This is a genomic window from Micromonospora musae (assembly GCF_003626635.1).
Lineage (GTDB): Bacteria > Actinomycetota > Actinomycetes > Mycobacteriales > Micromonosporaceae > Micromonospora > Micromonospora musae.
Genome location: NZ_RAZT01000024.1, coordinates 46,095 through 70,876, shown reverse-complemented (window position 1 = coordinate 70,876; position 24,782 = coordinate 46,095). Strand labels below are relative to the sequence as shown.

24 protein-coding genes are annotated in these 24,782 nt (G+C 72.6%); 15 read left to right on the top strand and 9 right to left on the bottom strand.

Translation table 11 applies throughout. The features are described from left to right. Positions 1–81 precede the first annotated feature (81 nt). Positions 82–885 (top strand): hypothetical protein, encoded by an 804-nt coding sequence (locus D7044_RS31455; protein ID WP_120691068.1) that lies wholly within the window; start codon positions 82–84, stop codon positions 883–885. 22 nt (positions 886–907) lie between these two features. Here D7044_RS31455 and D7044_RS31450 read toward each other — a convergent pair whose 3' ends face one another. The 3 genes from D7044_RS31450 to D7044_RS31440 all read right to left on the bottom strand — a co-directional run bounded on the left by D7044_RS31450 (position 908) and on the right by D7044_RS31440 (position 2,553). Beyond that, the gene (locus D7044_RS31450; RefSeq protein WP_120674016.1) at positions 908–1,183 is read right to left on the bottom strand and encodes a hypothetical protein; all 276 of its coding nucleotides are present in this window, start codon (positions 1,181–1,183) and stop codon (positions 908–910) included. A gap of 47 nt (positions 1,184–1,230) precedes the next feature. After that, complete coding sequence (locus D7044_RS31445) at positions 1,231–1,662, bottom strand: RusA family crossover junction endodeoxyribonuclease (RefSeq protein WP_120674017.1); 432 nt, start codon at positions 1,660–1,662, stop codon at positions 1,231–1,233. A 186-nt stretch (positions 1,663–1,848) separates the two neighbouring features. Beyond that, on the bottom strand, positions 1,849–2,553 hold the full coding sequence (locus D7044_RS31440) for a VOC family protein (RefSeq protein WP_120691067.1): 705 nt from the start codon (positions 2,551–2,553) through the stop codon (positions 1,849–1,851). Between the two features lie 321 nt (positions 2,554–2,874). Between D7044_RS31440 and D7044_RS31435 the strand changes: the two genes are divergently transcribed. From D7044_RS31435 to D7044_RS31420, 4 genes are all read left to right on the top strand, one after another. Continuing rightward, positions 2,875–4,161, top strand: a complete 1,287-nt coding sequence (locus tag D7044_RS31435; protein WP_120691066.1) for an ABC transporter substrate-binding protein — start codon at positions 2,875–2,877, stop codon at positions 4,159–4,161. 76 nt (positions 4,162–4,237) lie between these two features. After that, positions 4,238–5,209: a carbohydrate ABC transporter permease gene (locus tag D7044_RS31430; RefSeq protein WP_120691065.1), complete on the top strand. Its 972-nt coding sequence runs from the start codon at positions 4,238–4,240 to the stop codon at positions 5,207–5,209. A gap of 1 nt (position 5,210) precedes the next feature. Continuing rightward, the gene (locus D7044_RS31425; protein ID WP_120691064.1) at positions 5,211–6,047 is read left to right on the top strand and encodes a carbohydrate ABC transporter permease; all 837 of its coding nucleotides are present in this window, start codon (positions 5,211–5,213) and stop codon (positions 6,045–6,047) included. Positions 6,048–6,085: 38 nt separating this feature from the next. Continuing rightward, the gene (locus tag D7044_RS31420) at positions 6,086–7,294 is read left to right on the top strand and encodes an ABC transporter ATP-binding protein (RefSeq protein ID WP_120691063.1); all 1,209 of its coding nucleotides are present in this window, start codon (positions 6,086–6,088) and stop codon (positions 7,292–7,294) included. Positions 7,295–7,403: 109 nt separating this feature from the next. On the opposite strand, the gene D7044_RS31415 is transcribed toward D7044_RS31420, so the two are convergent. After that, entirely contained in the window at positions 7,404–8,510 is a 1,107-nt protein-coding gene (locus tag D7044_RS31415; RefSeq protein WP_120691062.1) for a winged helix DNA-binding domain-containing protein, read from the bottom strand. A 142-nt stretch (positions 8,511–8,652) separates the two neighbouring features. Here D7044_RS31415 and D7044_RS31410 point away from each other — a divergent pair, with 142 nt between their 5' ends. Both D7044_RS31410 and wrbA read left to right on the top strand, forming a co-directional pair. Next, positions 8,653–9,036 (top strand): hypothetical protein, encoded by a 384-nt coding sequence (locus tag D7044_RS31410; protein WP_120674024.1) that lies wholly within the window; start codon positions 8,653–8,655, stop codon positions 9,034–9,036. A 269-nt stretch (positions 9,037–9,305) separates the two neighbouring features. Beyond that, positions 9,306–9,923: an NAD(P)H:quinone oxidoreductase gene (wrbA, locus tag D7044_RS31405; RefSeq protein ID WP_120674025.1), complete on the top strand. Its 618-nt coding sequence runs from the start codon at positions 9,306–9,308 to the stop codon at positions 9,921–9,923. Positions 9,924–9,975: 52 nt separating this feature from the next. On the opposite strand, the gene D7044_RS31400 is transcribed toward wrbA, so the two are convergent. Continuing rightward, positions 9,976–11,904 carry a chorismate-binding protein gene (locus D7044_RS31400; protein WP_120691061.1) on the bottom strand — a complete coding sequence of 643 codons (1,929 nt, stop codon included), beginning with the start codon at positions 11,902–11,904 and terminating at the stop codon, positions 9,976–9,978. Positions 11,905–12,160: 256 nt separating this feature from the next. Between D7044_RS31400 and D7044_RS31395 the strand changes: the two genes are divergently transcribed. The 3 genes from D7044_RS31395 to D7044_RS31385 all read left to right on the top strand — a co-directional run bounded on the left by D7044_RS31395 (position 12,161) and on the right by D7044_RS31385 (position 16,582). Further along, positions 12,161–13,573 (top strand): FGGY family carbohydrate kinase, encoded by a 1,413-nt coding sequence (locus D7044_RS31395; RefSeq protein ID WP_120691060.1) that lies wholly within the window; start codon positions 12,161–12,163, stop codon positions 13,571–13,573. Positions 13,574–13,670: 97 nt separating this feature from the next. Continuing rightward, entirely contained in the window at positions 13,671–16,163 is a 2,493-nt protein-coding gene (locus D7044_RS31390; protein ID WP_233565191.1) for a sensor histidine kinase, read from the top strand. Then, positions 16,160–16,582, top strand: coding sequence for a roadblock/LC7 domain-containing protein (locus tag D7044_RS31385; protein ID WP_120674029.1), 423 nt, complete (start codon positions 16,160–16,162; stop codon positions 16,580–16,582). The genes D7044_RS31390 and D7044_RS31385 overlap by 4 nt, the downstream gene beginning before the upstream one ends. A gap of 72 nt (positions 16,583–16,654) precedes the next feature. On the opposite strand, the gene D7044_RS31380 is transcribed toward D7044_RS31385, so the two are convergent. Next, on the bottom strand, positions 16,655–17,995 hold the full coding sequence (locus D7044_RS31380; RefSeq protein WP_120674030.1) for a GH1 family beta-glucosidase: 1,341 nt from the start codon (positions 17,993–17,995) through the stop codon (positions 16,655–16,657). 244 nt (positions 17,996–18,239) lie between these two features. Further along, complete coding sequence (locus D7044_RS31375; protein WP_233565194.1) at positions 18,240–18,851, bottom strand: DUF3159 domain-containing protein; 612 nt, start codon at positions 18,849–18,851, stop codon at positions 18,240–18,242. Between the two features lie 194 nt (positions 18,852–19,045). On the opposite strand from D7044_RS31375, the gene D7044_RS31370 reads away from it, so the two are divergent. Continuing rightward, the gene (locus D7044_RS31370; protein ID WP_120691058.1) at positions 19,046–19,927 is read left to right on the top strand and encodes a phosphatase PAP2 family protein; all 882 of its coding nucleotides are present in this window, start codon (positions 19,046–19,048) and stop codon (positions 19,925–19,927) included. Between the two features lie 35 nt (positions 19,928–19,962). Here D7044_RS31370 and D7044_RS31365 read toward each other — a convergent pair whose 3' ends face one another. Continuing rightward, entirely contained in the window at positions 19,963–20,334 is a 372-nt protein-coding gene (locus D7044_RS31365) for a VOC family protein (protein WP_120674032.1), read from the bottom strand. Between the two features lie 108 nt (positions 20,335–20,442). Between D7044_RS31365 and D7044_RS31360 the strand changes: the two genes are divergently transcribed. The 4 genes from D7044_RS31360 to D7044_RS31345 all read left to right on the top strand — a co-directional run bounded on the left by D7044_RS31360 (position 20,443) and on the right by D7044_RS31345 (position 23,826). Next, a complete protein-coding gene (locus D7044_RS31360; protein WP_120691057.1) occupies positions 20,443–21,111 on the top strand; it encodes a maleylpyruvate isomerase N-terminal domain-containing protein in 669 nt (222 codons plus the stop codon). A gap of 222 nt (positions 21,112–21,333) precedes the next feature. Further along, positions 21,334–22,521 carry a low temperature requirement protein A gene (locus tag D7044_RS31355; RefSeq protein ID WP_120691056.1) on the top strand — a complete coding sequence of 396 codons (1,188 nt, stop codon included), beginning with the start codon at positions 21,334–21,336 and terminating at the stop codon, positions 22,519–22,521. 110 nt (positions 22,522–22,631) lie between these two features. Then, on the top strand, positions 22,632–22,973 hold the full coding sequence (locus D7044_RS32515; protein ID WP_158610049.1) for an MmcQ/YjbR family DNA-binding protein: 342 nt from the start codon (positions 22,632–22,634) through the stop codon (positions 22,971–22,973). 250 nt (positions 22,974–23,223) lie between these two features. After that, positions 23,224–23,826, top strand: coding sequence for a class I SAM-dependent methyltransferase (locus D7044_RS31345; protein ID WP_120691055.1), 603 nt, complete (start codon positions 23,224–23,226; stop codon positions 23,824–23,826). Between the two features lie 68 nt (positions 23,827–23,894). On the opposite strand, the gene D7044_RS31340 is transcribed toward D7044_RS31345, so the two are convergent. Then, the gene (locus tag D7044_RS31340; RefSeq protein WP_120691054.1) at positions 23,895–24,761 is read right to left on the bottom strand and encodes a DUF1028 domain-containing protein; all 867 of its coding nucleotides are present in this window, start codon (positions 24,759–24,761) and stop codon (positions 23,895–23,897) included. Positions 24,762–24,782 lie beyond the last annotated feature (21 nt).

The window sequence follows — 24,782 nt, the reverse complement described above, 5'->3', positions numbered from 1 at the left end:
CGACCGTCGCCCCCGCGCCGGCCTCGACCACGCCACCCACCACGTGGGGTTGTCTTCGTCGACCTCGGCTACCGGCCGTCGGTGACCCCCGCCGAGGTGCTGGCCCGGGTGCTGCGTGCGCTCGGCGTGCCGGCCGCCGAGGTGCCGTATGGGATCGACGAGCTAGCCGGCTGGGTGCGGTCCCGGGTCGCCGGACGGCGCCTCCTGCTCGTGGTGGACGGGGTCACCGGCGCCGAGCAGGTACGGCCGTTGATTCCGGCCGGCCCCGGGCCCGCGCTGATCGTCGCCGGGCAGCGGCACCTGCGCAGCCTCGACGGCGTCCGTCGGATCGACCTTGACCCGCTCAGTGTCGCGGAGGCGAGGCCGCTGCTCGCCACGCTCGCCGACGCCGACCGGCTGAACGCGGACCCGTCCGCGACGGCCGAGCTGGTGCGGCTCTGCGCCGGCTCGGTGCTGGCGCTGCGGATCGCCGGGTCACGGTTGGCGAGCCGTCCCGACCTGCTGGTGGCCACCCTGGTCTCGCAGCTGCGTGACGGTCGCGACCGGCTGGACCTGCTGGCGTACGAGGACCTCTCGGTGCGTGCCCGTCTCGCGACGGGGGTCGCCGCCGTGCGGTTCGCCGACGAGGTGGCCGGCCGGTTGTTGGAGCAGCTTGGCGAGGCGCCGGACGCCCCGGTTCTGCCGGAGCGGAGCGCGGCCCGGCTGGGGGTCAGCGTGCACCGGGTCTGGCAGGCACTGGAGGAACTCGCCGACGTGCACCTGCTGCGCCGCGACGACCCGGCCGGCTACCGGCTGCCGGCGCTGGTGCGCGACTATGCGGCGGAGTTGGCGAAGGTTTCCGCGCCGACGCTGACCGGCTGGCGGGTCGACCCGGTCGCCGCCTGAGCGCCTCCGGGCCGGGTAGTGGTCAGACGGCGGTGCCGCGGACGATCGCCACGGCGACCCGGCAGAACTCGTCCATGTCCGGGTTGAAGCCGGCCGCGATGTCCGGGTGCAGGCCGGCTCGCGTCTCGTCGAGCAGCCGTTGGCAGACCTGTTCGACCGGCTCGCCGGCGTAGCCGGCGCGGATCCGTTCGGTGGCTGCCTGGAGCGCCGAGGTCAGCTGATCCTCCAGCGGGCCGCGCAGCTTCCGCTGCACCGGGTCCAGCCCGCGCGGGTCGAGCGTGACATGTGGCTCCGACATCGGCGCTCCCTTCGTCGGCGTCCGCGGTACCCCACCGCGGACGTCGGTCAAACCACGTTCGGTACGGCGGCCACCCGCACCTGGTACGAGAAGTCCTCCGCCGGCTTTTCGATGTACGACAGCCGGCGGATCTGCCGGTCGTCGGAGTAGAGCGCGACGTCCACGAGGACGCCGAGGTGGGCGAGGCCGATGTTGGCCACCCGCTTCTTGTCCTGGAGCACGGCGCACACCCCGCCGAGCAGGGTGCTCGCGTCGGAGGTGCGGTGTCCCGGCGGGCAGCGCAGCACGAGGTCCACCTCGATCGGCCCGGTGAGCGGGGTCCAGCCGGTGTGCTGGGCCGCCGTCAGGGCCGCTTCGAGGAGGGCGCGGACCCTCGTCGCCTGCCGATGCCCGGCGGCGAAGATGGACAGCGCCTCGGTCTTGACCGGTGGCAGGCCGCTCACCTCGAACGTCAGGGCGAGAGCGCGGGTGTCCTGCACGACGGCACCTCCTCGTTGCGGACGATCCTGCCCAACCGGTGGACCGGCGGTGGGTGTTCCGTGGAGAACCAACCGATCGGGCGGGGTGGGGTCGGCCGGAGGCGTATCGACGTCGGCGGCGTACGCGCTGGCAGTGGAGCTAGGAAAAAGCTAATGCACCGGGCCGACGCTGGGTAGCGTCGTCGCTCACTGAGTGGGACGCGGCGCGAAGGCGCAGAACTCGTTCCCCTCCGGATCGGCCATGATCCACCAGTCGATCGTGTCGTCCCGCGCTCGCACCAGCGTCGCACCCGCCTCGATCAGCGCGGTCGGCTCCGGGTCGGTCAGCCCGACGTCCCAGTGCATCCGGTTCTTGACCGTCTTGCGCTCCGGCACCGGCATGAAGATCCAGTACTCCCAGGGGAGGTCGGCGGCGCCGACCAGGCGCGCGTACCCTTCGTCGCTGGTCTCGACCGTGCCACCCACGACCCGGGCCCACCAGGTGGCCTGCGCGACCGGGTCGGCCGCGTCGACGACCAGCGCCAGCGGCCCCGGTCGCGAGCCCTCCTCGGGTGGGAAGGCGCAGAAGACGTTGCCGTCCGGGTCGGCCAGCACCCACCAGCCGAGCTCGGCGTCCGGCTCGCGGACGAGCGTCGCCCCGGCCGCGAGCAGCGCCGTCGGTTCGGCGTCGGCCATCCGCAGGTCGAGGTGGACGCGGGTCTTGCCGGTACGCGGTTCGGGCACCGTGTTCACCCAGATCGACTCGGCGTCGGAGCGGGCCGCCCGTGGGTCGACGCGGGTGTCGCCGTCGCCGAGGTCGACCAGCTTCGCGTCGAGGATGCCGGCCCAGAAGGCGCCGAGCCGGTGGGCGTCGGCCGCGTCGAGGCAGAGGTCCTTGAAGTGCGCGATCACCGTGCCATTCTGCGGGAGCGATGTGACGTTTCCGCGAACCGTTTCCGCTCTCGCCCGCCCTCGTGGGCATCAGCACCGCGCAACTTCCCCGAAGTTGTCGTGTCGGATGTGTCGGGGGCGACAACTTCCCTGATGTTGCACGAACTGCCCGGCCACCGCGGGGTTGATCGCGTGAGGTTTCGTGGCTCCGCAGGTCGGGCAGTGTTGGGGCCACGAAACGTCCGGGGTCGATCATTTCGCTGGTCGTAGCCCCGACCGTCTCGCCGTGCGCCGGGCACGGTGGCCTCCCCGGCACGTGGCCGAGCAGAGGGGGGAGGGGTGATGAACGAGCCCGACAATGCCGTACGTCGACGCCGACCACGGGTGCGTGCGGTGGCGGCGGCCGCCGCGGTGGCGCTGGCGGCGCCGTTGACGGCCTGCGGTTCTGGTGGGGACGGCGGCACACCCACGATCAACCTGTACTACCCGCCGGAGCAGAACCTGCAGAAGGTGGTCGACACCTGCAACACCGCCGCCGGCGGCCGTTACAAGATCGTCTACCGGGTGCTGCCCCGGCAGGCCGACGACCAGCGGGTGCAGCTGGTCCGCCGGCTCGCCGCCGAGGACAGCGGCATGGACGTGCTGGGCCTGGACGTCACCTGGACCCAGGAGTTCGCCAGCGCCGACTGGATCCTGGAGTGGACCGGGCAGGACAAGGCCGAGGTGGAGCAGGGCACACTCGCCGGCCCGCTGGAGACCGCCCAATACGAGGACCGGCTCTACGGGGCGCCGAAGAACACCAACGTGCAGCTGCTCTGGTACCGCAAGGACCTGGTGCCCGAGCCGCCGAAGAGCTGGGACCAGATGATCTCCGCCGCGCAGGAGCTGAAGCAGCAGGGCAAGCCGCACCAGATCCTCACCATGGGCGCGCAGTACGAGGGCCTGGTCGTCCTCTACAACACCCTGGCGGAGAGCGCCGGCGGCCGGATCCTCAGCGACGACGGCGGCAAGGCCGTGATGGACGAGGGCACCGTACGGGCGCTGGAGCAGCTGCGGAAGCTGGCCACGTCGGGCGTGACCTCGCCGTCGTTCAGCAACGCCACCGAGGACCCGGTGCGGCTGGAGTTCCAGTCCGGCGCGGGCGCGTTCCAGGTGAACTGGCCGTTCGTCTACCCCGCCATGCAGGAGGCCAACCCGGAGCTCGCCAAGCAGGTCGGCTGGGCTCGGGTGCCGGGCATCGACGAGAACACCCCGAGCAAGGTCACCATCGGCGGCGTCAACCTCGCGGTCAGCCGCTACTCGAAGCACCCCGAGCTCTCCCGTGAGGTGGCCAAGTGCCTCCGGAACGAGCAGAACCAGAAGTTCTCCGCCATCAACGACGGCGTGCCGCCGACCATCGAGAAGGTCTACGCCGACCCGGAGATGGCCGAGGCGTACCCGATGCGGGACACCATCGTCGAGGAGCTGAAGGAGCCGGCGGTCCGCCCGCTGACGCCCGCCTACCAGAGCATCTCGACGGTGATGTCGGCGGTGCTCTCGCCACCGGCGCAGATCCGGCCACAGCAGACCGCGGACGAGCTGCGCGAGGCCATCGCCGACGCGCTCGAGTCGAAGGGGGTGCTGCCATGAGCGAGCGCAGCGAGCGAATCAAGCAGGTCGGTGCGGTGGAGTCTCATGGTGTCGTCGACCGAAGGGAGGCGACGGCATGAGCGAGCGCAGCGAGCAGACTGCCGTCCGGGGCGACGGGCGGCACGCTGCCGTGCCGACCCAACGGTCCCGACCCCGCCGGGCGCCGTTGAGCGAGAACAAGAAGTCCGAACGCAGACTCGGCTGGCTGCTCTGCGCGCCGGCCGCGCTGGTGATGCTCGCCGTGACGGCGTACCCGATCATCTACTCGGTCTGGCTCTCCCTGCAGCGCTTCGACCTGCGCTTCCCCGACGAGCGTGCGTTCGTGGGGCTGGAGAACTACGTCACGGTGCTCAGCAACGAGTTCTGGTGGACGGCGTTCGGCGTGACCGCCCTGATCACCGTGGTCACCGTCGCGGTCGAGCTGGCGCTCGGCATGGGACTCGCCCTGATCATGCACCGGACGCTGGTCGGCCGGGGGATCGTGCGGACCGCCGCGCTGATCCCGTACGGCATCGTGACGGTCGTCGCGGCCTTCTCCTGGCGGTACGCGTGGACGCCCGGCACCGGCTACCTGGCCAATCTGTTCAGCGACGGGGCGCCGCTCACCGAGCGGGCCAGCTCGCTGGCGATCATCATGCTCGCTGAGATCTGGAAGACCACCCCGTTCATGGCGCTGCTGTTGATGGCGGGTCTGGCGCTGGTGCCCGAGGACCTGCTCAAGGCGGCCTCCACCGACGGGGCGACCTCCTGGCAGCGGTTCACGAAGGTGATGTTGCCGGTGATGAAGCCGGCGATCCTGGTCGCGCTGCTCTTCCGCACGCTGGACGCGTTCCGGGTCTTCGACAACATCTTCGTGCTCACCGCGGGCGGCAACGAGACCTCGTCGGTGTCGATGCTCGCCTACAACAACCTGATCCGGGGCTTGAACCTCGGCATCGGCTCGACCATGTCCGTGCTGATCTTCATCGCGGTGGCGATCATCGCGTTCGTCTTCGTGAAGCTCTTCGGCACCGCTGCCCCCGGCAGCTCGGACGACGAGAGGCGTTGAGATGGCTACCGAAACCACCACGCGCGCCAGACTGCGGTGGGGCCTGCTGGACGCCGTCGTGGTCGTCTTCGCGCTGATCCCCGTGCTGTGGATCGCGTCGCTGTCGTTCAAGACTCCGGCCACGCTGACGGACGGGAAGTTCATCCCACGCGAGTGGACGCTGGAGAACTACCGGACGATCTTCGCCACCGACCAGTTCGTCCGGGCCCTGGTCAACTCGATAGGCATCGCGCTGATCGCCACCCTGATCGCGGTGGTGCTCGGCGCGATGGCCGCGTACGCGATCGCCCGGCTGGACTTCCCCGGCAAGAAGCTGCTGGTCGGGGTCTCCCTGCTGATCGCGATGTTCCCGCAGGTGTCGCTGGTCTCCCCGCTCTTCGAGATCGAGCGGCAGGTGGGGCTCTTCGACACCTGGCCAGGGCTGATCCTGCCGCACATCACCTTCGCGCTGCCGCTGGCGATCTACACGTTGTCGGCGTTCTTCAAGCAGATCCCGTGGGACCTGGAGAAGGCGGCGAAGATGGACGGCGCCACCCAGGGGCAGGCGTTCCGGCGGGTCATCGCGCCGCTGGCCGCGCCCGGCCTCTTCACCACGGCGATCCTGGTCTTCATCTTCTGCTGGAACGACTTCCTCTTCGCCATCACGCTCACCTCGACCGAGCGGGCCCGTACGGTGCCGGTGGCGTTGTCGTTCTTCACCGGCGCGTCCCAGTTCGAGGATCCCACCGGCGCGATCTGCGCCGCCGCCGTGGTGATCACGGTTCCGATCATCCTGTTCGTGCTCTTCTTCCAGCGCCGCATCGTCTCCGGCCTGACCTCCGGCGCAGTCAAGGGATAGGTGGTAAACGTGCGTAGCCAAGGGATCAGGTGGTAACAGTGGCTGAGATCGTGCTCGACAAGGTGAGCAAGCGGTTCCCGGACGGGACCGACGCGGTGCGCGACGTCGACCTGGAGATCGCCGACGGTGAGTTTGTGATCCTGGTCGGCCCGTCCGGCTGCGGTAAGTCGACCACGCTGAACATGATCGCCGGGTTGGAGGACATCAGCTCCGGTGAGCTGCGCATCGGTGGTCAGCGGGTGAACGACAAGGCGCCCCGGGACCGCGACATCGCCATGGTCTTCCAGTCCTACGCGCTCTACCCGAACATGACGGTCCGGGAGAACATGGCCTTCCCGCTGCGCCTGCAGAAGCTGGATCGGGAGACCATCAACTCCAAGGTCGAGGAGGCGGCGAAGGTCCTGGAGTTGACTCCGCTGCTGGATCGTAAGCCAGCCAATCTCTCCGGCGGTCAGCGGCAGCGGGTGGCGATGGGCCGGGCGATCGTACGCCAGCCGAAGGCCTTCCTGATGGACGAGCCACTCTCCAACCTGGACGCGAAGCTGCGGGTGCAGATGCGGACGGTGGTGTCCCGACTGCAGAAGCAGCTCGGCACCACCACCGTCTACGTCACCCACGACCAGACCGAGGCGATGACCCTCGGCGACCGGGTCGTGATCATGCGGGGCGGTCAGGTGCAGCAGGTCGGCCCGCCGCAGGAGCTGTACGACCATCCGCGCAACCTCTTCGTGGCGGGCTTCATCGGCTCGCCGTCGATGAACTTCCTGCACGCCGCCGTCGAGGAGGGCAAGCTGCGGACCGCGCTCGGCGACGTGCCGGTCGGCGACCGGCTCCGCCGGGAGCTGGAGGCGGCCGACGCGCCCCGGGAGCTGATCCTCGGGGTACGGCCGGAGCACTTCGAGGACGCCGAGCTGGTCGACGCGGAGACCAGACAGCGCGGCCTGGAGTTCGAGGCGCCGGTGGAGATCGTCGAGTCGATGGGTTCGGACAAGTACGTCTACCTCACGGTGGAGGGGGAGCGGGCGAGCGCCGCCGAGCTGGAGGAGCTGGCCGCCGACGCGGGCGCGGCCGACCTCACCGGCGGTGGGGCGAACCTGGTCACCCGGCTCTCGGCGGAGTCGTCGGTGACCGAGGGGGAGAACCGGCGGGTCTGGTTCAACCTGGAGAAGATCCACCTCTTCGACCCGGCCAACGGTCGGAACCTGACCCTGCACGAGGGGCGGGCCGCCGGAGCGCTGGCGAGCTGAGCACGGTCACGGGATCCCACGGCGGGTCGGCGGGAACCTCCACCCGCCGGCCCGCCGCCGTGCACGGTCCCGCCTGCGGCTCCCTCTCGCCGCCCGCCGGCCGGCCGCGCTAGCGCGTGTCTGGGGTGTCGGCCCAGCTCACCTCGAGCGGCAGGCCGAGGAACTCGGCGTAGCGGGCGAGGGCGTGTTCCGTCCGGGAACGGTCCAGCTCCGCCAGCGGCGTCACCCCGACCTTGACCCGGGTCTTGCCGATCGTTCGCCGCCAGGTGCCCACCACCCGCCCGCCGGAGACGATCGTGGGCTGGAAGATGCCGTTGTTGCCGGGAATGATCGCGTCGCGGTGGGCCGGATCGAGCATCAGCGAACGGTTTTTGTAGCCCAGCAGGTACTCGTCGAAGCCGGGCAGCACCCGCACGTCGTCGACCGGCACCGGGGCGGCGTCCAGCAGCGCGCCGTCGACCAGCATCTCCTCCCCGTCGACCGTCACGGCGGCCACGGTGTCACCGGCCGCCGCGAACCCGCGCCGGGCGTCGGTGAGGGTCAGCCCCGTCCAGCCCGCGAACTCGCGGGCGCTCACCGGGCCGTGTGAGCGGACATAGCGGCGGGCGAGGAGCGCCAGCGCCTCGTCCCGCTCGGGGCGCACCGGGTCGGGCGCCCACTCGTCCAGCAGCGCGAAGGTCTGCTCCGTGCCGATGTTCGGCGCGACGCAGGTCACGCCGCGCACGCTCGCGTACCAGAGCAGGTGGTAGCCGCGCTGGCCGTCGGTGCCGATGCCGGCGGCGTTCAACGTCTCCAGGCAGCGGGCCCGGGTGAGCCGCCCGCCGGCCAACGCGCTGCCGAGCACCTCAACCGCACGGTCGGCGTCGGCCTCGTCGAGGCCGAGGGCGGCCCGCCGGGTCGCCGCGGCCGGCAACGAACGGACGCCGGTGAGCTCCAGCATCCAGCGGGCGTCGCGGGCCGGGACCAGGTGGACGGTGCCCCGCATCGGCCAGGTGCGCAGCGCCTCCCGCCGTTCCAGCGCGGACTGCACGTCGGTGAGGGTGAACGCGGGCAGCCGGGCGCCGAGCGACCAGATCCCGCTGGCCACATCCTGCGCTTGCATCGCCCCGAACCACTCGACCACCTCGGCCACCGTGCGCGGATGCGGGCCGGGCCGGGGGCCCAGCAGGAGACTGCTCATCCGCAGGGCGAGGGCCTCGCTCGCGGTCAGCCGCATGGGATCCCCCTCCACCGGTCGCGCGTCAGCCTAGGCGGGCCCACCGACAGCTTCGGGTCCCCGCGACGGACAGGCATAACGGCACGGCGAGGGGGGATGCGACGGCGCAAGTACGCGCACCGCGCGTGCGGAAGGGAGAGCCATGACTGCGTCCAGCGAGCCGATGCGGGGCGGCGCGCCGGCCCGGTCCCGGGCCGATCGCACCCCAGCCAAGACCAGCACCGCCGCGACCTTCGCGCTGGTGTTCGGCGTGTCCGCCCTGGTGTGCACGCTGACGGCCATCCTTGCGTGGGCCGGGATCATTCTCGGCATCATCGGGATCATCGTCGGCGTCTTCGGGCTCCGGATGGCCAAGCGGCCGGGCGTGACCGGTCGGGGTGTGACCATCGGCGGCCTCACGCTCAGCATCATCGCGTTGATCCTCGGTCTGGTGTTCATCGCGGGGGTCGCGACGTTCCTCAACAACCAGGGAGCGGCGGACCGACTGCAGGAGCAGGTGGACGACCTGCGTAACCGGGTCTCGTGATCCGGAACGGGGAGGGGCGGGCGGCCGGTACCGCCGTGCGGTGACGCCCGGCGACCGGCCGACCGCCCCTCCCCGCGCCGCGCCGGCCCTCGCGCCGGCGGAGCGCGGTCGTGGACGTCGCCGGGGTTGACGGCCGCGGCGACCTGAGGCACCCGCGCGGGCACCGAGTCGCCGTCGGCGACATCCCGGCGGACCAGCGCCGTCCGGGGACGTTTGTGGCAGAAGGTGACGGGTAGTCGCCGGAGCTGACACAGGAAGGGGACGTTCCGATGGCTGACCGGGTCAAGGTAGCGGTGATCTACTACAGCGCCACCGGCACCACCTATCAGATGGCGCAGGCCGCCTGCGAGGCCGCCGGCGACGCGGGCGCGGAGGTGCGGCTGCGCAAGGTGCGCGAACTCGCGCCCGACGAGGCGATCCGCTCGAACTCGGGCTGGCACGCCCACCACCTCGAGACCCAGGACGTCCCCGAGGCGATGCTCGACGACCTCTCCTGGGCCGACGTGTTGATCTTCGGGTCGCCGACCCGGTACGGGGTGGTCGCCGCCCAGCTCAAACAGTTCATCGACACCACCGGCCCGCTCTGGAGCCAGGGCGCCCTGGTCAACAAGGTCTGCTCGGCGTTCTGTACGACGGCGACCAGTCACGGCGGCCAGGAGACCACGCTGACGTCGCTCTTCTCGGTCTTCTACCACTGGGGCGGGATCGTGGTGACCCCCGGTTACACCGACACCAGCCAGTTCATCGCCGGAAACCCGTACGGCGCCTCGCACACCAGCAACAACGGCGAGACGGCACCGGACGACATCGCCCTGACCGCCACCGCGCTCACCGCCCGGCGCGCGGTCCAGATCGGCGCCGCCGTGAAGAAGGGCCTCGCCGGTTGAGCCACCAGCGGCCGGGCGGGGGCACACGCCCCGCCCGACCGCCGGCCCGTAGCTAGGCCGTGGACCCGGTCGCGCCCGTCGACTCGAACCGACCGGCGGTCGGCGGCAGCAGCGCCGGCAGCAGCTCGGCCAGGACCTCCAGCCCGTCCGGGCTGAGCACCGACTCCGGGTGGAACTGCACCCCGGCGAAGCCCGGCCCGCGCAGCGCGTGCACCGCGCCGTCGACGCCGTCGCGCGCCAACTCCACCCGGCCGTACGGGGTGTCCAGACCGTCGGCCTCGGCGCGGGCGGTGAAGGTGGCGTAGAAACCCACCCGGCGGGGCGTGCCGAAGAGGTCGACCTCCCGCTGCAACCCCTGATAGGGGGCGATTCGCTGGTGCAGCGGCAGCCCCAGCAGCCCGGCCAGCAACTGGTGCCCCAGGCAGACCGTGAGGGTCGGCCGTCCGGCGGCCAGCAGCCCGGCCAGCAGCGCGCGCAGGGCCAGCATCTTCGGATCGGTCATGCTGCCCGGATCACCCGGGCCCGGGCCGACCACCACCAGGTCGTACCCGTCCAGCGGGCCGGGCGCGTGCCATGGCCGCACGGTCACGGCCAGGCCGAGCCCCCGCAGCTGGTGGGTGAGCATGCCGGTGAAGGTGTCCTCACCGTCGACGACCAGCGCCGAGCGCCCGACCAACACCGGAAGCACGCAGGCGCCCGGTGCCCGCTGGTCCAGCCAGAACCGGGCCAGCGGCGCGTTGCGCGCGGCGAGCGCGGCGCGCACCTCCGGGTCGTCGGCGAGCCGCGGCGCCGGCTCCCCGGCGGACCGGGCCGCCTGCGGACCGAGCCCGAGCGCGGCCAGCACGCCGGCGGCCTTCGCGTGGGTCTCCGCCACCTCGCCGGACGCGGAGGAGTGCCGGACGAGGGTGGCCCCGACCGACACCCGCAGCGCCCCGGCGGGGGAGATCTCGGCGGTGCGGATCAGGATCGGCGCGTCCAGGGTCTGCCGGCCGGCGTCGTCGTGGCCGAGCAGGGCCAGCACCCCGCCGTAGTAGCGCCGCCCGGTGCGCTCGTGCCGGGCGATCACCCGGCAGGCGTTCTCCATCGGGCTGCCGGTGACCGTAGGCGCGAACATCGTCTCGCGCAGCACGTCCCGGACGTCGCGGGTGCCCCGGCCGGCGAGCAGGTACTCGGTGTGCGCCAGATGGGACATCTCCTTCAGGTACGGGCCGACCACCTGCCCGCCCTCCTCGGCGACGGCGGCCATCATCTTCAGCTCCTCGTCGAGGACCATGTAGAGCTCCTCGATCTCCTTGCGGTCGGCGAGGAAGCGCAGCAGCGCGGCGCGCTCCGGGCCGGTGTCGCCGTGCCGGAAGGTGCCGCTGATCGGGTTCATCATGACCAGGCCGTCGTCGACGCTGACGTGCCGTTCCGGGCTCGCGCCGACCAGCACCCGGCTGCCGGTGTGGACCACGAAGGTCCAGTACGCGCCCCGCTCGGCCAGCAGCAGCCGGCGCAGCGCCGCGAACGCGGCCACCAGCGGCGGGTCCTGCACGGTGGCGGTCAGCGTGCGGTGGATGACGAAGTTGGCGCCCTCGCCCCGGCCGATCTCCTCGGTGAGCACCCGCTCGACAGCGGCGGCGTACTCCTCGTCGGTGACGTCGAAGGCCGCGCCGCTGGTGCGCACCGGGCGGTCGGGGAGCGCCGCGAGCGCCTCGGTCAGCTCGATCCGCTCGTACCGCTCGACCTGCAGGCACTCCAACGGCATCCCGTCGTCGACGCAGGCGAAGCCGCGCTCGGTGATCTGCCGGTAGGGCACCAGCGCCAGGGTGTGCGGTCCGGGCGCGCCCTCGGGCAGCGGGATGTCGGCGAGCCGGTCGACCGTGCGGACCGGACCGGCGAAGAGCTCCAACCCGTCGGCGTCGGCCCGGCGGATCAGGGCGAACGGGCCCGGGTCGGCGCCGGCGGAGACGGCGGCGAGCAGATCGCTCAGGTGGGTCATCGGATTCTCCTGGAGTCGGGCGTCGCCCGGTGCGGGCGGCCTGGGGGCTCTGGGAGATCCGGCGACCGCCTCGACAGGCGGCCGCGTGTGGAAGCTACGCGCGGGGGATGGCCGCCGGGTCGGCGGGCCACCAGCAGGTGAGGTGCGCGAGCATGCGCCCACCCTACGGGTACGCGGGCCCGCGCGGAAGCCGATCCGCGTACGCCGTACCCGACCGATGCCTGCGCCGGACGTACAGCGGGTAACTTGACCGACGATGGACATTCTCGCGCTCGACCTGGGCACCTCGTCGGTTCGCGGGCTGGTGCTGGACGAGGACACCCAGCCCCTGCCCGGCGCCCTGGCGCGGCGCAAGGTCAGCCTGGCCGTCGGCGACGACGGCACCGGGACGTTGGAGAGCCCGGACTACGTCGCCTGTCTGGTCGACTGCCTGGACGAGCTCTCCGAGGCGGGGCACCTGCGCGACGTCGAGCTGGTCGCGGTCTCCGGGCAGTGGCACTCGGTGCTCCCGCTGGACGCCGCCCGTGAACCGCTCGGGCCGGCGCTCACCTGGCTCGACACCCGGCCGGTGGCGTCGGCGTCGATGACGGGCCCGGCCGACCCCGACGACTACCACCAGCGCACCGGCACCTGGTGGCACCGTGGCTACTGGTCGTTGCGGCTGCCGTGGCTGCGCGAGCGGACCGGCAGCCGGGTGGCGAGCTTCGCCGGGCTGGTCGAGTACGTGCTGGGCCAGCTGCTCGAAGAGGTGCCGATGTCGATCTCCCAGGCCTCCGGCACCGGGCTGCTCGACCTGCGGACGCTCACCTGGGACGACGAGGCGCTCGGGCTGGCCGGCGCGCGCCCCGGCGAACTGCCGGAGCTCGCCCCGATGCAGTGGCGCGGGCGGCTGCGACCCGAGCAGGCGAAGCGGTGGCCGGAGCTGGCCGGGGTGGGCTGGACGGCCGTGGTGGGCGACGGCGGCGCGTCGAACGTCGGCTCGGGCTGCGTCGAACCGAGCCGGGCGGCGGTGACCGTCGGCACCTCGGCGGCGGTGCGGTTGATGCAACGGGTGCCGGCCGGGCAGGAGCTGCCCCGGCTGCCCGAGCGGCTGTGGCGCTACCGCGTCGACCATGACCATGTGGTGACCGGGGCCGCGTACTCCTGCGGTGGGAACCTCTTCGCCTGGGCCAATCGGGAGCTGAAGCTGCCCGGCGGCGCCGAGCTGGACGCGGCGCTGGCGCTGATCCCGCCCGGTGGTGGCCGCCCGGCCGACCCCCGCTACGGCGGAGACCGGCCGCCGGGCCTGGCGCCGGCCGGCAGCGGCGAGCTGCGCGGGCTGAGCTTCGGCACCACGGCGGTGGACATCCTCGCCGGCCTCATGCAGGGCCTCTGCGACCTGGTGGCGCGGGACCTCGAGGTGCTGGAGTCCACTGTCGAGCGGCAGGTGGCGGTGGTGCTGGGCGGCGGGGCGATGGCCGCGTCGGTCTGGTGGCGGCAGGCGTTCGCCGCGGCGCTCAGCCCGCGCGCCGTGTCGCACCAGCGGAATCCGGAGATCGGTGCGACCGGTGCGGCGCTTGTCGCATTGGGACGGTTCGAGGTGGCCGTCGAGTTGGCCGACATCGGCCGGACGGATGAATTGATCTCACCGACCGCGACAGGTCGATCCCGCTCACCGTATTCTTCCTGAGCCTCGGTGGCGCTCGAGCCGTTGACACCGCTCCCTCGCCTGGTTGGATGGATTCCGCTCCCCGGTCGCGGTGGACGCGAGGGGAGGAGGAGGCAGCGTGCGCGTAGGTGCGGGCCCGGCACTCGGCTCGATGGCCGGTCAGCACCGCCGTCGCTTCGACGAACGGGTCGTGCCGCACCGGCGCCGCTCGCCGATGCGGCTGCGCGACTGGCGCCTGCGGACCAAGCTCGCCACCGTCCTGGTGGTGCCGTCGGTGGCGTTCCTGGTCCTGGCCGGCGTGCAGACCAGCTCCCTGGTCGGGCAGACCACCGTGCTCAGCGACTTCGCCGAGCAGGTCGGGATCGGTCGGGAGATCACCACGGCGGTGCACCGCATCCAGCAGGAGCGGGACCGAACGGCGGGGGAGCTCGCCGAGCTTCGCCGGGCGGCGGGCTCGGCCGACCGTAACGCCGCGATCGAGGAGTTGGAGCCGTTGCGGGCGGCCACCGACCAGGCCATCGCGGACCTGCGGCGGGCGGCGGACCCGCTGGCGGACGCGGACGCGTCCTGGCGGGTGGCGTTCTCCGAGGTGCTGGAGGCGTACGACCGGGTCGTCTACATCCGCCCTGCCGTGCCGCCCGCGGTGCTCAGCAGCGACACCATCCTGAGCAACTACCACCGGGCGGTCGGTGCGCTGCTCGACCTGCTGGCCGAGCCGAACCCGGGTCAGGACCGTCCGGCACTGAGCGACGCCGTGCTGCGTTACGTGCAGTTCGCGCGGGTCAAGGAGCTCGCTTCCCGGATCCGCGCCGAGCTCTACGCGGCGGCCCGGGCCGGCCGGTACGGCTCGGAGGACCAGGTCGTCCTCTCCGACCTTCGGGCGCAGCAGCTCACCGCGCTCGGCGCGTTCCGGGTGGCTGCCACCACCGAGCAGGTCCGCCGGTACGACCAGATGTCGGTCGACCCGGCGTTCGCCGCCGCCGCCGAGCTGGAGGAGCGCAGCCTGCCCACGACCGGGGTGACGCCCACGGTGCTGCCCGCCGCGCAGTGGTGGGCGGCGAGCGAGCGGCGGCAGGAGCTGCTGGGGCAGGCCGAGGAGAGTGTGCTGGCCGACGCGGTCCGGCAGGCCGACGACGCCGCGACCGGGCAGCTGCGGACGACGCTGCTGGTGGCCGGTGGGATTGTCGCGGTGCTCCTGGTCGCAGTGCTCATCTCGCTGCTCATCGGCCGGTCGCTCGCCAGGTCCATGCGTCTGCTGCGCAGCCAGGCCCTACGGATCGCGCAGGTGGAGCTGCCGGACGCCCTGGACCGGCTGCGAACCGTCAGCGGCGGCGTGCCGCACATCGACGTCGCGCCGGCTGTGGTCCGCTCGCTGGACGAGATCGGGGAGCTCGCGGAGGCCTTCGTGGCGGTGCACCGCAGTGCGGTGAGCGTGGCCGTCGACCAGGCCTCGATGCGGCGCAACGTCAACGCCATGTTCGTGAACCTGGCCCGGCGCAGCCAGGTGCTGGTGGAGCGGCAGCTCGAACTCCTCGACGATCTGGAGCGCGAGGAGAACGACCCGGACCAGCTGGAGAACCTGTTCAAGCTGGACCATCTGGCCGCGCGCATGCGGCGTAACGACGAGAGCCTGCTGGTGCTCGCCGGCACCGAGTCCACCCGACGGTGGCAGCGGCCCGTCGGGCTCGGCGCCGTCCTGCTCGCCGCCGCCGCGGAGATCGAGCAGTACCAGCGGGTCCGGCACGAGTCGGTGGCCGACCTGCACATCGTCGGTCACGCCGTCGGGGAGCTGGTGCACCTGCTCGCCGAGCTGTTGGAGAACGCCACCGCCTTCTCCCGGCCCGACACCGTGGTCTCGGTGACCGCCCGCGCCGACGCAGCGGACGCCGTCATCGAGATCACCGACCGGGGGCTGGGGATGAGCCCGGCCGCGCTGGCCGAGGCGAACATTGTGCTCGCCACGCCGCCGGCCGCCGACGTCGCGACGGTCGAGCGGATGGGTCTCTTCGTGGTCAGCCACCTGGCGGCCCGGCTCGGCGTCCGGGTGCGGCTGCACGGTGGGCAGGGGGGCCTGGTCGCTGTGCTCCAGCTGCCGGGCGTGCTGCTCGCGCCGGCGCCGGCGGAGCCGCTCGACGCGGCGATCCCGGCGCGGATGTTGACGACCGGGTACGTTGCGGCCCCGTCGGCCGGTGCGATCGACCTGCCGGTGGCGGGACGCCGACCGGTCGCGGTGCCGCGCCAGCGCCGACCGCTGCCGGTACGCGCCGAGGACGTGCTCGCTCCCCCCACCGCTGACGGGGGCGGCAGCTGGTGGTCCCGGCAGGGGCCGCCGGCGTCGAAGGCCCCGGGACCGGTCGCCTCGGCCGCGCCCCCGGTCACCGGGGGTGTGAACGCGCGTGGGCTGCCGACGCGGGTGCCGATGGCGCAGCTCGCCGCGATGCACGGTTCGGTACGACCCCAGCCGGGGCCGAACGCGCACGACCCGGATCCGGACGCGGTCGGCGGAATGCTCTCCCGCCTCTACAGCGGAGTACGGCGGGCCGAGGCGGAGGACACCACCGAGATACCTGTGCCGCCGACCGGCGGGCACGGCGAAGGAGGACGACAGTGACGACGTTGAGTCAGGAGGCGCGTGACCTCAGCTGGCTGGTCAGTGGCTTCGCCGAGCGGGTGCCGGGTGTCGCACACGCGGCGGTGGTCTCCTCGGACGGGCTGTTGGTGGCGATCTCCGACCACCTGCCCCGCGACAACGCGGACAAGCTCGCGGCGGTGACCTCCGGGCTGATGAGCATCACCTCGGGCGCGGCGCAGATGTTCGACGGGGACGTGGTCAAGCAGACGGTCGTCGAGATGGGCCGTGGCTACTTCCTGGTCATGCAGGTGCGGGACGGCTCGATCCTCGCCACCCTGGCGGCCTCCGACGCCGACATCGGCGTGGTGGGCTACGAGATGGCCCGGCTCGCCAAGCAGGCGGGGGAGATGCTCACCCCGGCGCTGCGGGCCGAGCTGCAGCAGGCGTTGCCGCGCTGAGCGACGCCGCGGGCCCGAACGGTCGGCTGTCCCGAGCCCGGCGCCCCGGGCTCGGGGCGCCGAGTCCGGGGTTCAGATGCCGTTGTCGGCGATGACCGTGCGGTACCAGTGGGCGCTGCGCTTGAGGATGCGCCGCTGGGTGGCATAGTCCACGTACACCAGGCCCCAGCGCTGGTCGTACCCCTCGGCCCACTCGAAGTTGTCGAGCAGGGACCAGACGTGGAAGCTCTCCAGCGGCACCCCGTCGGTGAGCGCCCGGTGTGCGGCGGCCAGGTGGTCACGGAGGAACGCGACGCGTCCCGCGTCGTCGACGGTGCCGTCGGTGCCCACGGTGTCCGGGGTGGGCAGTCCGTTCTCCGTCACGGTGATCGGGATCGGGCCGTAGTCGCGGGTGACCCGGGTGAGGATGTCGTACATGCCCTCGGGGTGGATCTGCTGCCACTCGGCTTCCGAGGTCGGATGGCGTCGGGCGGTGCCGCCCTGGGCGGTGACGTAGATCGGGGTGTAGTACTGCACGGCGAGGATGTCGATGGGCGCGGAGATGACCTCCAGGTCGCCGTCGGCGATGCCCTGAACCATTCGGCTCTGCGCCCCGAGGTCCGCCAGCACGTCGTGCGGGTAGCGGCCGGTGAGGACGGGGTCGAGGTAGAGGCGGTTCTCGTACCCGTCGTAGAGCCGGGCGGCGGCCGCCGCTTCGGGGGAGTCGTCGGCCGGGTAGCAGGGGTGCAGGTTGAGCGCCGGGCCGATGCGGCCGGGGCCGGTGGCGCGCAGCGCCCGTACGGCCAGACCGTGCGCGAGTTGCAGGTGGTGGGCGACCAGGTAGGCGGCCTCCGGGTCCTGGCGGCCGGGTGCGTGGTGCCCGGAGAGGTAGCCGTTCTGCACGACCGTCTTCGGTTCGTTGACGGTGAGCCAGGTCGGTACCCGGTCGCCGAGCGCGCGGAACATCGTCTCGGCGTACTCGGCGAAGCGGTACGCGGTGTCCCGCGACTCCCAGCCGCCGGCGTCCTGGAGCGCCTGCGGTAGGTCCCAGTGGAACAGGGTCGCCATCGGGGTGATCCCGCGTTCGTGCAGGCCGTCGAGGAGGCGGCGGTAGAAGTCGAGGCCGCGTTGGTTGGGCGCGCCGGTGCCGTCGGGCTGGATTCGCGGCCACGCGATGGAGAACCGGTAGCTGCGCAGCCCGAGGTCGCGCATGAGGTCGAGGTCGTCGCGGTACCGGTGGTAGTGGTCGGCGGCGACGTCGCCGGTGTCGCCGTTGCGGACGCGTCCCGGGGTCCGGCTGAAGGTGTCCCAGATCGACTCGCCCCGGCCGTCGTCCTTCGTGGCCCCCTCGATCTGGTAGGCGGAGGTGGACGCGCCCCAGCCGAAGCCGGCCGGGAACCGCAGCGGGGCTCGCCGTGGGGTGGGCATCGACATCTGTTCTCCTCGTGCGCCGGGCGCCCACGATGCGGGAGCGCTCCCACATTATCGCAGGTAGGCCTGTCGGCACCTGCCGGCGACCGTCCGGTGACCGGCCGGGGGACGAAGCGCGAAAAAAAGAGGCCGACGCGGGATCACGCGTGGGACCTCGACGGAGTAACCTACGTCACTAGAGAGGCCGCTCCCCCCGTGGCGGCCTCTCTCCTTCTTTGTGGAGCCGCCGGTTCCCGCCGCCGACGCCTCAGCGCTCCACCGGTTCGACCGGATGGCGCAGCCCGGGGTGACCGGCCGGCAGCGACCGGCGCACCACCACCCAACTCAGCGCCAACGCCGCCGCCACCAGCGGCCAGGTGAGCGCGACCCGCGCCGCCACCAGCGCCACCACCTGCCCGCCGAGATAGAGCGGAACGAAGACGGCGACCCGCAGCACGTAGGTGGCGGTCCAGACCCAACTGCCCCGCCCGTACGCCCGCACCAGCGCCGCATCCCGTCGCCACCGGGTGCGTTGGCCGAGCGCGGCGCCGACCACCACACCCAACAGCGGCCAGCGCAGCAGGATGCTGACCGCCCAGGCCAACGTGCTAGCCGCATTGGAGAGCAGTTGGAGCAGGAAGAAATCCTCGGCCCGACCGGTCCGCAGCGCGATCAACGCGGCCACGCAGACCGCCAGCAACCCGATGAGCACCGAACGCGGCCGGTCACCCCGCCGCAGCCGCCAGACCGCCACCCCGGCGCCGGTCACCAGCGCGGCGCCCACCCCGACCCAGATCGACTCGCCGCCCAGCAGCCAGCCCACGGCGAACGCCACCGGCGGCAGGGTCGCGTCGATCGCACCCGCGCGGCCGCCGAGCAGGTCGGCGAGGGACTCCGGACGCCCCCGATCAGCGGCCTCGGCGTCTCCGGGGCGCTGCGGCGCGCCGCCCGAAGGCGGGACCTCGTGCTGCGGTCCTCCCGCCACCGTCACCTCCTGACCTCGGCACAAACCTAACCGTAGGAAGGAGTCGGCCCACCCGTCGCCCGCATCGAAGCGCTCGCTAACGTTGGCACGTGCGGGCGACGGCGAGGGGTTGGACGGCGGTCTGGCTGGTCCTGTTCGTTCTGGCGCAGGTGGCCGCGTTCCTCGTGGCCTGGCGGGTGGCCGTACACACCGGGCTCGGCCAGTGGATCGACACAGTGGCGCTCACCGGCAACCGGATCGGGCAAGATCGCATCGACGAGCCGGTCGACCGGATCCTGAACGCCATGTCGGTGGTCTCGTTGCTGGCCGCGACCATCGTGATCGGGTTCATCGCGCTGATGCGGGGCCGGATCGCGCTGGCGATCACCGCGACCCTGCTGATCGCCGGCGCCAACGTGACCACCCAGCTGCTCAAGTACGGGCTGACCCGCCCCGACCTCGGCATCGACCTCGAACGCATCTACGCCGGCAACAGCCTGCCGAGCGGGCACACCGCGGTGGCCGCGTCGGTCGCGGTGGCGCTGGTGCTCGTCCTCCCGGCCAAGGCGCGGCCGCTCGGCGCGTTCGTCGGCGCCGGCTACGCGGCCGCCGCCGGGGTGGCGACCCTCTCCGCCGGCTGGCACCGGCCCAGCGACGCGTTGACCGCGTTCCTCGTGGTGGGGGTCTGGGCGGCGCTCGCCGGGCTGGTCCTGCTGGTGACCCAGCGCGAGCAGGCGCAGGTCTCCACCGCCGACGCCCACCGGGTCGCCGCCATGGTGCTCGGCGCCGGAGGGGTGATCGCCCTGGTGATCTCCGGGCTGGCTCTGGGCTGGTTGACGGATCTGCGCGGCGTCTCGCCGCAGGCGCTCTCCCGGCGGGCGCTCTTCGTCGCGTACGCCGGAAGCGCGGCCGGCATCGCCGGAACGATGGCGGTAGTGATGGCGCTGGTCCTTGCCGTGGTGCACCGGCTGGTGCCGCGCCACCAAGGTTGACGCGGCACCGGCCGGGTGAGCGACCGTCGCGTCGATCAGCCGTTGGGGCGCGACTCGATCGCCTGCAGGGACCACGAGTTCCCGTCGGGATCACGGAAGTAGACGAAGTTGCCCCACGCCTGCGCATCGACCTCGCTCGCCTCGACGCCCGCGTCGAGCAGCTGCTTGCGTGCCGCCTCGGCGTCGGCGACCACCACCTGGATCTCCTGCGTGCCAGGGGTCTTCTCGGTGATGCCGTCGCCGATCACGATGGAACACGCCGAGCCGGGCGGTGTCAGCTGAACGAACCGCAGGCTCTCGTGCACCCGGTGGTCGTGGTCGGCGTTGAAGCCGACCTTCTGGTAGAACGCCTTGGCCCGGTCGACATCGGTCACCGGTACGGGGATGAGCTCGATCTTCCAGTCCATCGGACCACCGTAGGGCGTCGATACGACAATTCCCGGCCGCAGCGCGGGCACCCGCCCGTCGAGTCCCGGGACGGCCGGCCGGACAGGCCGCGTGAGAAAGGAGCAGCTGTGCAGACGGTACGAGCGGCATTTCGGGACGAGTGCGCCCGGCTGGGCGAGGCGCTGCACGGCCGCTCCGAGGCGGACCTGGACCGGCCGACCGACTGCCGGCCCTGGACCGTACGCGAGCTGCTCGCCCACGTCCGCAGTGGCGCGGGCCGACTCGCCGACATGCTCGCCGCGCCCGCCCCGCCGCGGACGGAGGTGGACGCCGCCGGGTACTTCGGCGCGCCGAAATTCACCCAGCAGGTGGACGCCGCCCGCATCGACAGCGGTCGGCGAGAGGCCCGCGAACTCGACGGCCCGGCGCTGGTGGCGGACTTCGACCGGGCGTGGCGGGCCGCCGACGTCGCGGTCGCGGGCGCACCCGCCGGCCGGGTGGTGCGTACCCGGCACGGCGACGCAATGAGCCTCACCGAGTTCCTGCGTACCCGAGTGGTCGAGGTCGGCGTGCACGGCCTGGACCTGGCCGCCGCGCTCGCCCGCGAGCCGTGGCTCACCCCGACCGCCGCGCAGGTGATCGCCGAGCTGCTCGCCGGTGGGCGGCCGGTCCCGGCCGAACTGGGCTGGGACCGGCTGACCCTGATCCGCAAGGCCACCGGACGCGCCCGGCTCGACGACCGGGAGCGGGCGCTCGTCGACGCGGCCGGTCTCCGCTGGCTCTCCTTCGGCGGCTGACCCGCCGGCTCACCCGGCTCGTCGAAACGCCCCCTCCCGGTGACGGCGTCGCGATCCGGTCACCCGCTCCGGTTCCCGACGTTAACCTCGGCGCGTCGGAACGATGGGCGTTGCGGAGGCGGGCCGGTGGCGAACCTTGCGGAGCAGGCGGCCGGCGATCAGCCGCCGTCCACGGTCACCCGGCCACGTGACCGGGCCGCGCCCGCCGGTTGACGGCCGCCGATGCGACCCGGACCCTCCGACAAGGGGGTGAGCTGGGAGGAACTCTTCTTCGACCTCGCCTTCGTCTTCGCCCTCACCCAGTTCTCGCAGCTGCTGCACGAGGACCACGGCTGGACGGGGATCGGCCGAGTGCTGATCCTCTTCGTCCCCGTCTACTGGGCCTGGGGTGGGGTCACCCTCTACATCAACCAGCGCGACACCGACGCCCTGGTGGACCGCGTCGGCGTCTTCACGCTCGGCTTCGCCAGCCTCCTGATGGCCCTGACCATTCCCGGCGCGTACGAGCACCACGGGCTGCTCTTCGTCGGGGTCTACATCGCCAGCCGGGCGCTGCTCGCCGCCCTCGCCCTCCGCAAGCGCCTCTCCTGGCGGAACCTCTTCGTCGGTCCGTACGTCTTCTTCCTGCTCGTGGGGCCGCTCCTGGTCGCCGGCGCGCTCATGGACGGCGCGCCGCGGATCGCCTTCTGGGCCGTCGCCGCGACCGTCGACCTGCTGAGCCCCTGGGTGGTGCGTCATCTGACCATCCAGCCCAGGGCGCAGCCCGTGCACTACACCCACCGGTACGGCCTCCTGATCATCCTGGTGCTCGGCGAGTCGGTGATCGAGGTCGGCGCGGTCTCCGTCGACGGTGAGCTGAACCCGGTCCGGCTCACCGCGATCGGCGCCGCCTACGCGATGGTCGGGGTCCTCGCGTGGCTGTACTTCGGCTTCGGCCTGCCGGACTTCCGCCAGGCCCTGGACCGTGCCGCGGACCAGGTGGACCTCCGTCGCGCGATCCTGGTCTACGGGCACCTGCTCTTCAGCTTCGGGATCATCGCCATCGCCGTGGGCCTGGCCGACACGGTTCCCGCGCCGCTCGACCCGCTGCCGACCCGCGAGGCGATGCTCCTCTTCGGCGGCTGCGCGCTCTTCCTGGGCACCTTCGCGTACGCCCACTGGCGGATCCACCGGACGATCGCCTGGCGCCGGATCGGTGGCACCGTGGCCTGCCTGCTTCTCGTGCCACCGGCCATGGTGATGCCGGCCCTGGCGGGTGTCGTGTGCCTGATCCTGGTGGTCGCCCTGGTGGCCGCTGCGGAGCAGTTGGCCGTCCGCCGCCAGGGCGGCGACGCGGCCGGCGGCTCGGCCGGGTACCGGCCGTTCAGCGACGAGGACCCGGATTCGGGGCCGGCGACCGCGGGCGTGTGACCAGCGCCCGCCGCCGGTCGGTTGCGCCGTGTTCGTGGCTGCCGCCCCGGGTCCGCTTGGTTATCGTCGACGGGGTCCGGCCACTGGAGACGACAGCGAGGAGCCCGTCCGTGATCAGTCTGGCTGACCTCCGGGGCTACGCGACGGCGCTGCCCGACGTCGTGGAGCAGACTCACTTCCGGCTGCCCGGCTTCCGGGTCGCCGACCGGCTCCTCGCGCACCTGGAGAAGGGCGACGCGCACGCGATCGTGTGTGTCGGGCATGCGGAGGCCGGCGCGGCGGTCGCCGATCAGCCGGACGTCTACCAGGAGGTGTGGCGCAACGGCCGGATCTTCGTCGGTCTCCGCGTCGACCTGGCCAGGGTCACCGAGGAGCGCATGCGGGAGCTGGTCGAGCAGGCCTGGCGCAACCGGGCGCCGAAACGCCTGGTCGCCGAGTACGACAACCGCTGACCCCGGCCGGACCCGTTTGATCGACTCGGTTTCCTTGATGTCGGGGTGTCCCGGCCGCGTGATGGCCCGACTTCAAGGAACCCGAGCGCAGGACGCGTGCCGCGAGTCTCGGCCACCGGCCGCGCGCGCCACGTAGCGCGCCCTGCACGTCACGTCACATTTCGAACCGGGGTTCAGCCGGGGCGGGTAGCCTCGCTTCGGTGAGCGCTACCGCGAGGACGACCGCCGCCCGCGAGGCCGGAGAGACCCCGTGAGCTGCAGCGTGCTGGGCCGGCACTCGGACGTCGACGGCACCGGTCCCGCCCCGCGACCGCAGCAGCCGATTCGGCCGGCGGTGGCCTCCCCACGACAGCAATGGGCGGTGGAGACGATGGCCGTCACCCCCGACGACCAGGTGTTGGAGATCGGCTGCGGTCGGGGAACCGCCGTCTCCCTCGTCGCCGGCCGGCTCACGTCCGGGCGGATCGTCGCCGTCGACCGCTCAGCGGCGATGGCCCGGCTCGCGGCCGAACGCAACCAGCTCCATGTCGACTCCGGCCGGGCCGAGATCAGGTGTGCGGAGTTCGAACCGGCCGACTACCCGCCCGGCCACTTCGACAAGATCTTCGCGGTCAACGTGAGCCTGTTCTGGCTGGGTGCCACGACCGCACAGATCGAGCGGATACGTGACCTGCTGGCCCCGGGCGGCCGGCTCTACGTCTTCGGCGAGCGGCCGACGTCCGTGCACGCCACGGCGAACGCCGCCGCCACCGAACGCCTGCTCACGGGGCACGGCTTCACCACGACCACCTCGATCGCGACCCGCGGTCAGGGGCGGGTGCTCACCTGCGTCACCGGCGCCCCGGTCCGCTGAGTTCGCCGGCCGGCGGCGAGGTACCCGCCGGACGGCGGCGGGCACCCCACGCCAGGTGACCGGCCGGCTCAGGCGCCGCCGGTGCGCGGGGCGGGCACGTGCGGCGCGGCGCGGCGCAGATGCTCCAGCACCACCGGGTCGATGCGCCCCGGGACCAGCCGCTCCTCCAGGTTCTCCATCCCGGCCCAGGAGGCCAGCGCCTCCTCCGGGCCGGCCGGGTCGACCGGGTGGCCGAGCGCGGCGAGCAACCCCCCGACCTCGGTGGCCACCGCGCCGCTGAGGTCGAGCAGGGTCGCCGGGTCGGGCCGGCTGAAGAGCAGCGTGTGCACGGCGAGCAGCCGGTCCAGCTCGGTGACGGGGTCGGGGTGGTCGTCGACGCGCAGGTCCACCACGACGTCGCTGTTGCCGCCGTAGCCGCCGCCCGCCTGCACCACGAGCAGCCCGGCGCTCTGCCGGCCCCGCCGGTCACCTCCGGCCGCGTCACCCGCCCGCAACGCGGCGAGCAGCCGCTGCGGGAACCCGAGCACTGAACCGCCCAGCCAGCTGTCCCGCATCGCGTCGATGACCTGCGGACCGGCGAGGATGTTGCCCTGCGCGGCCCACCCGTCCCCGGCCTGGCCGCCGGCCCAGTCGTGGCACTTCGCGCCGGTGAACGTGGCGCCCGGGCCGGTGGCGGCGACCACGCCGAGCTGCCGGTGGTCCCGCTCGGCGTCCGCGGCGACCAGGCCGGCGACCACGTCGGCGGCGGCCACCCCGGTGCGGAGCATGGTCAGCCCCTGCGGGCGGTAGGCGAGGTTGGCGCTGGCCTGGGTGGCCAGCGCGCCGGCGTCGGCCTCGGCGGCCGGGACGAGCGCGCCGGCGGCGAGGAACTTGCTGGCCACGGCGACGCCGTGCAGCTTGCCGTCATCGGAACGGGCGACGATCGAGAAGGTCACTCGCAGAGACTAACCCGCGCG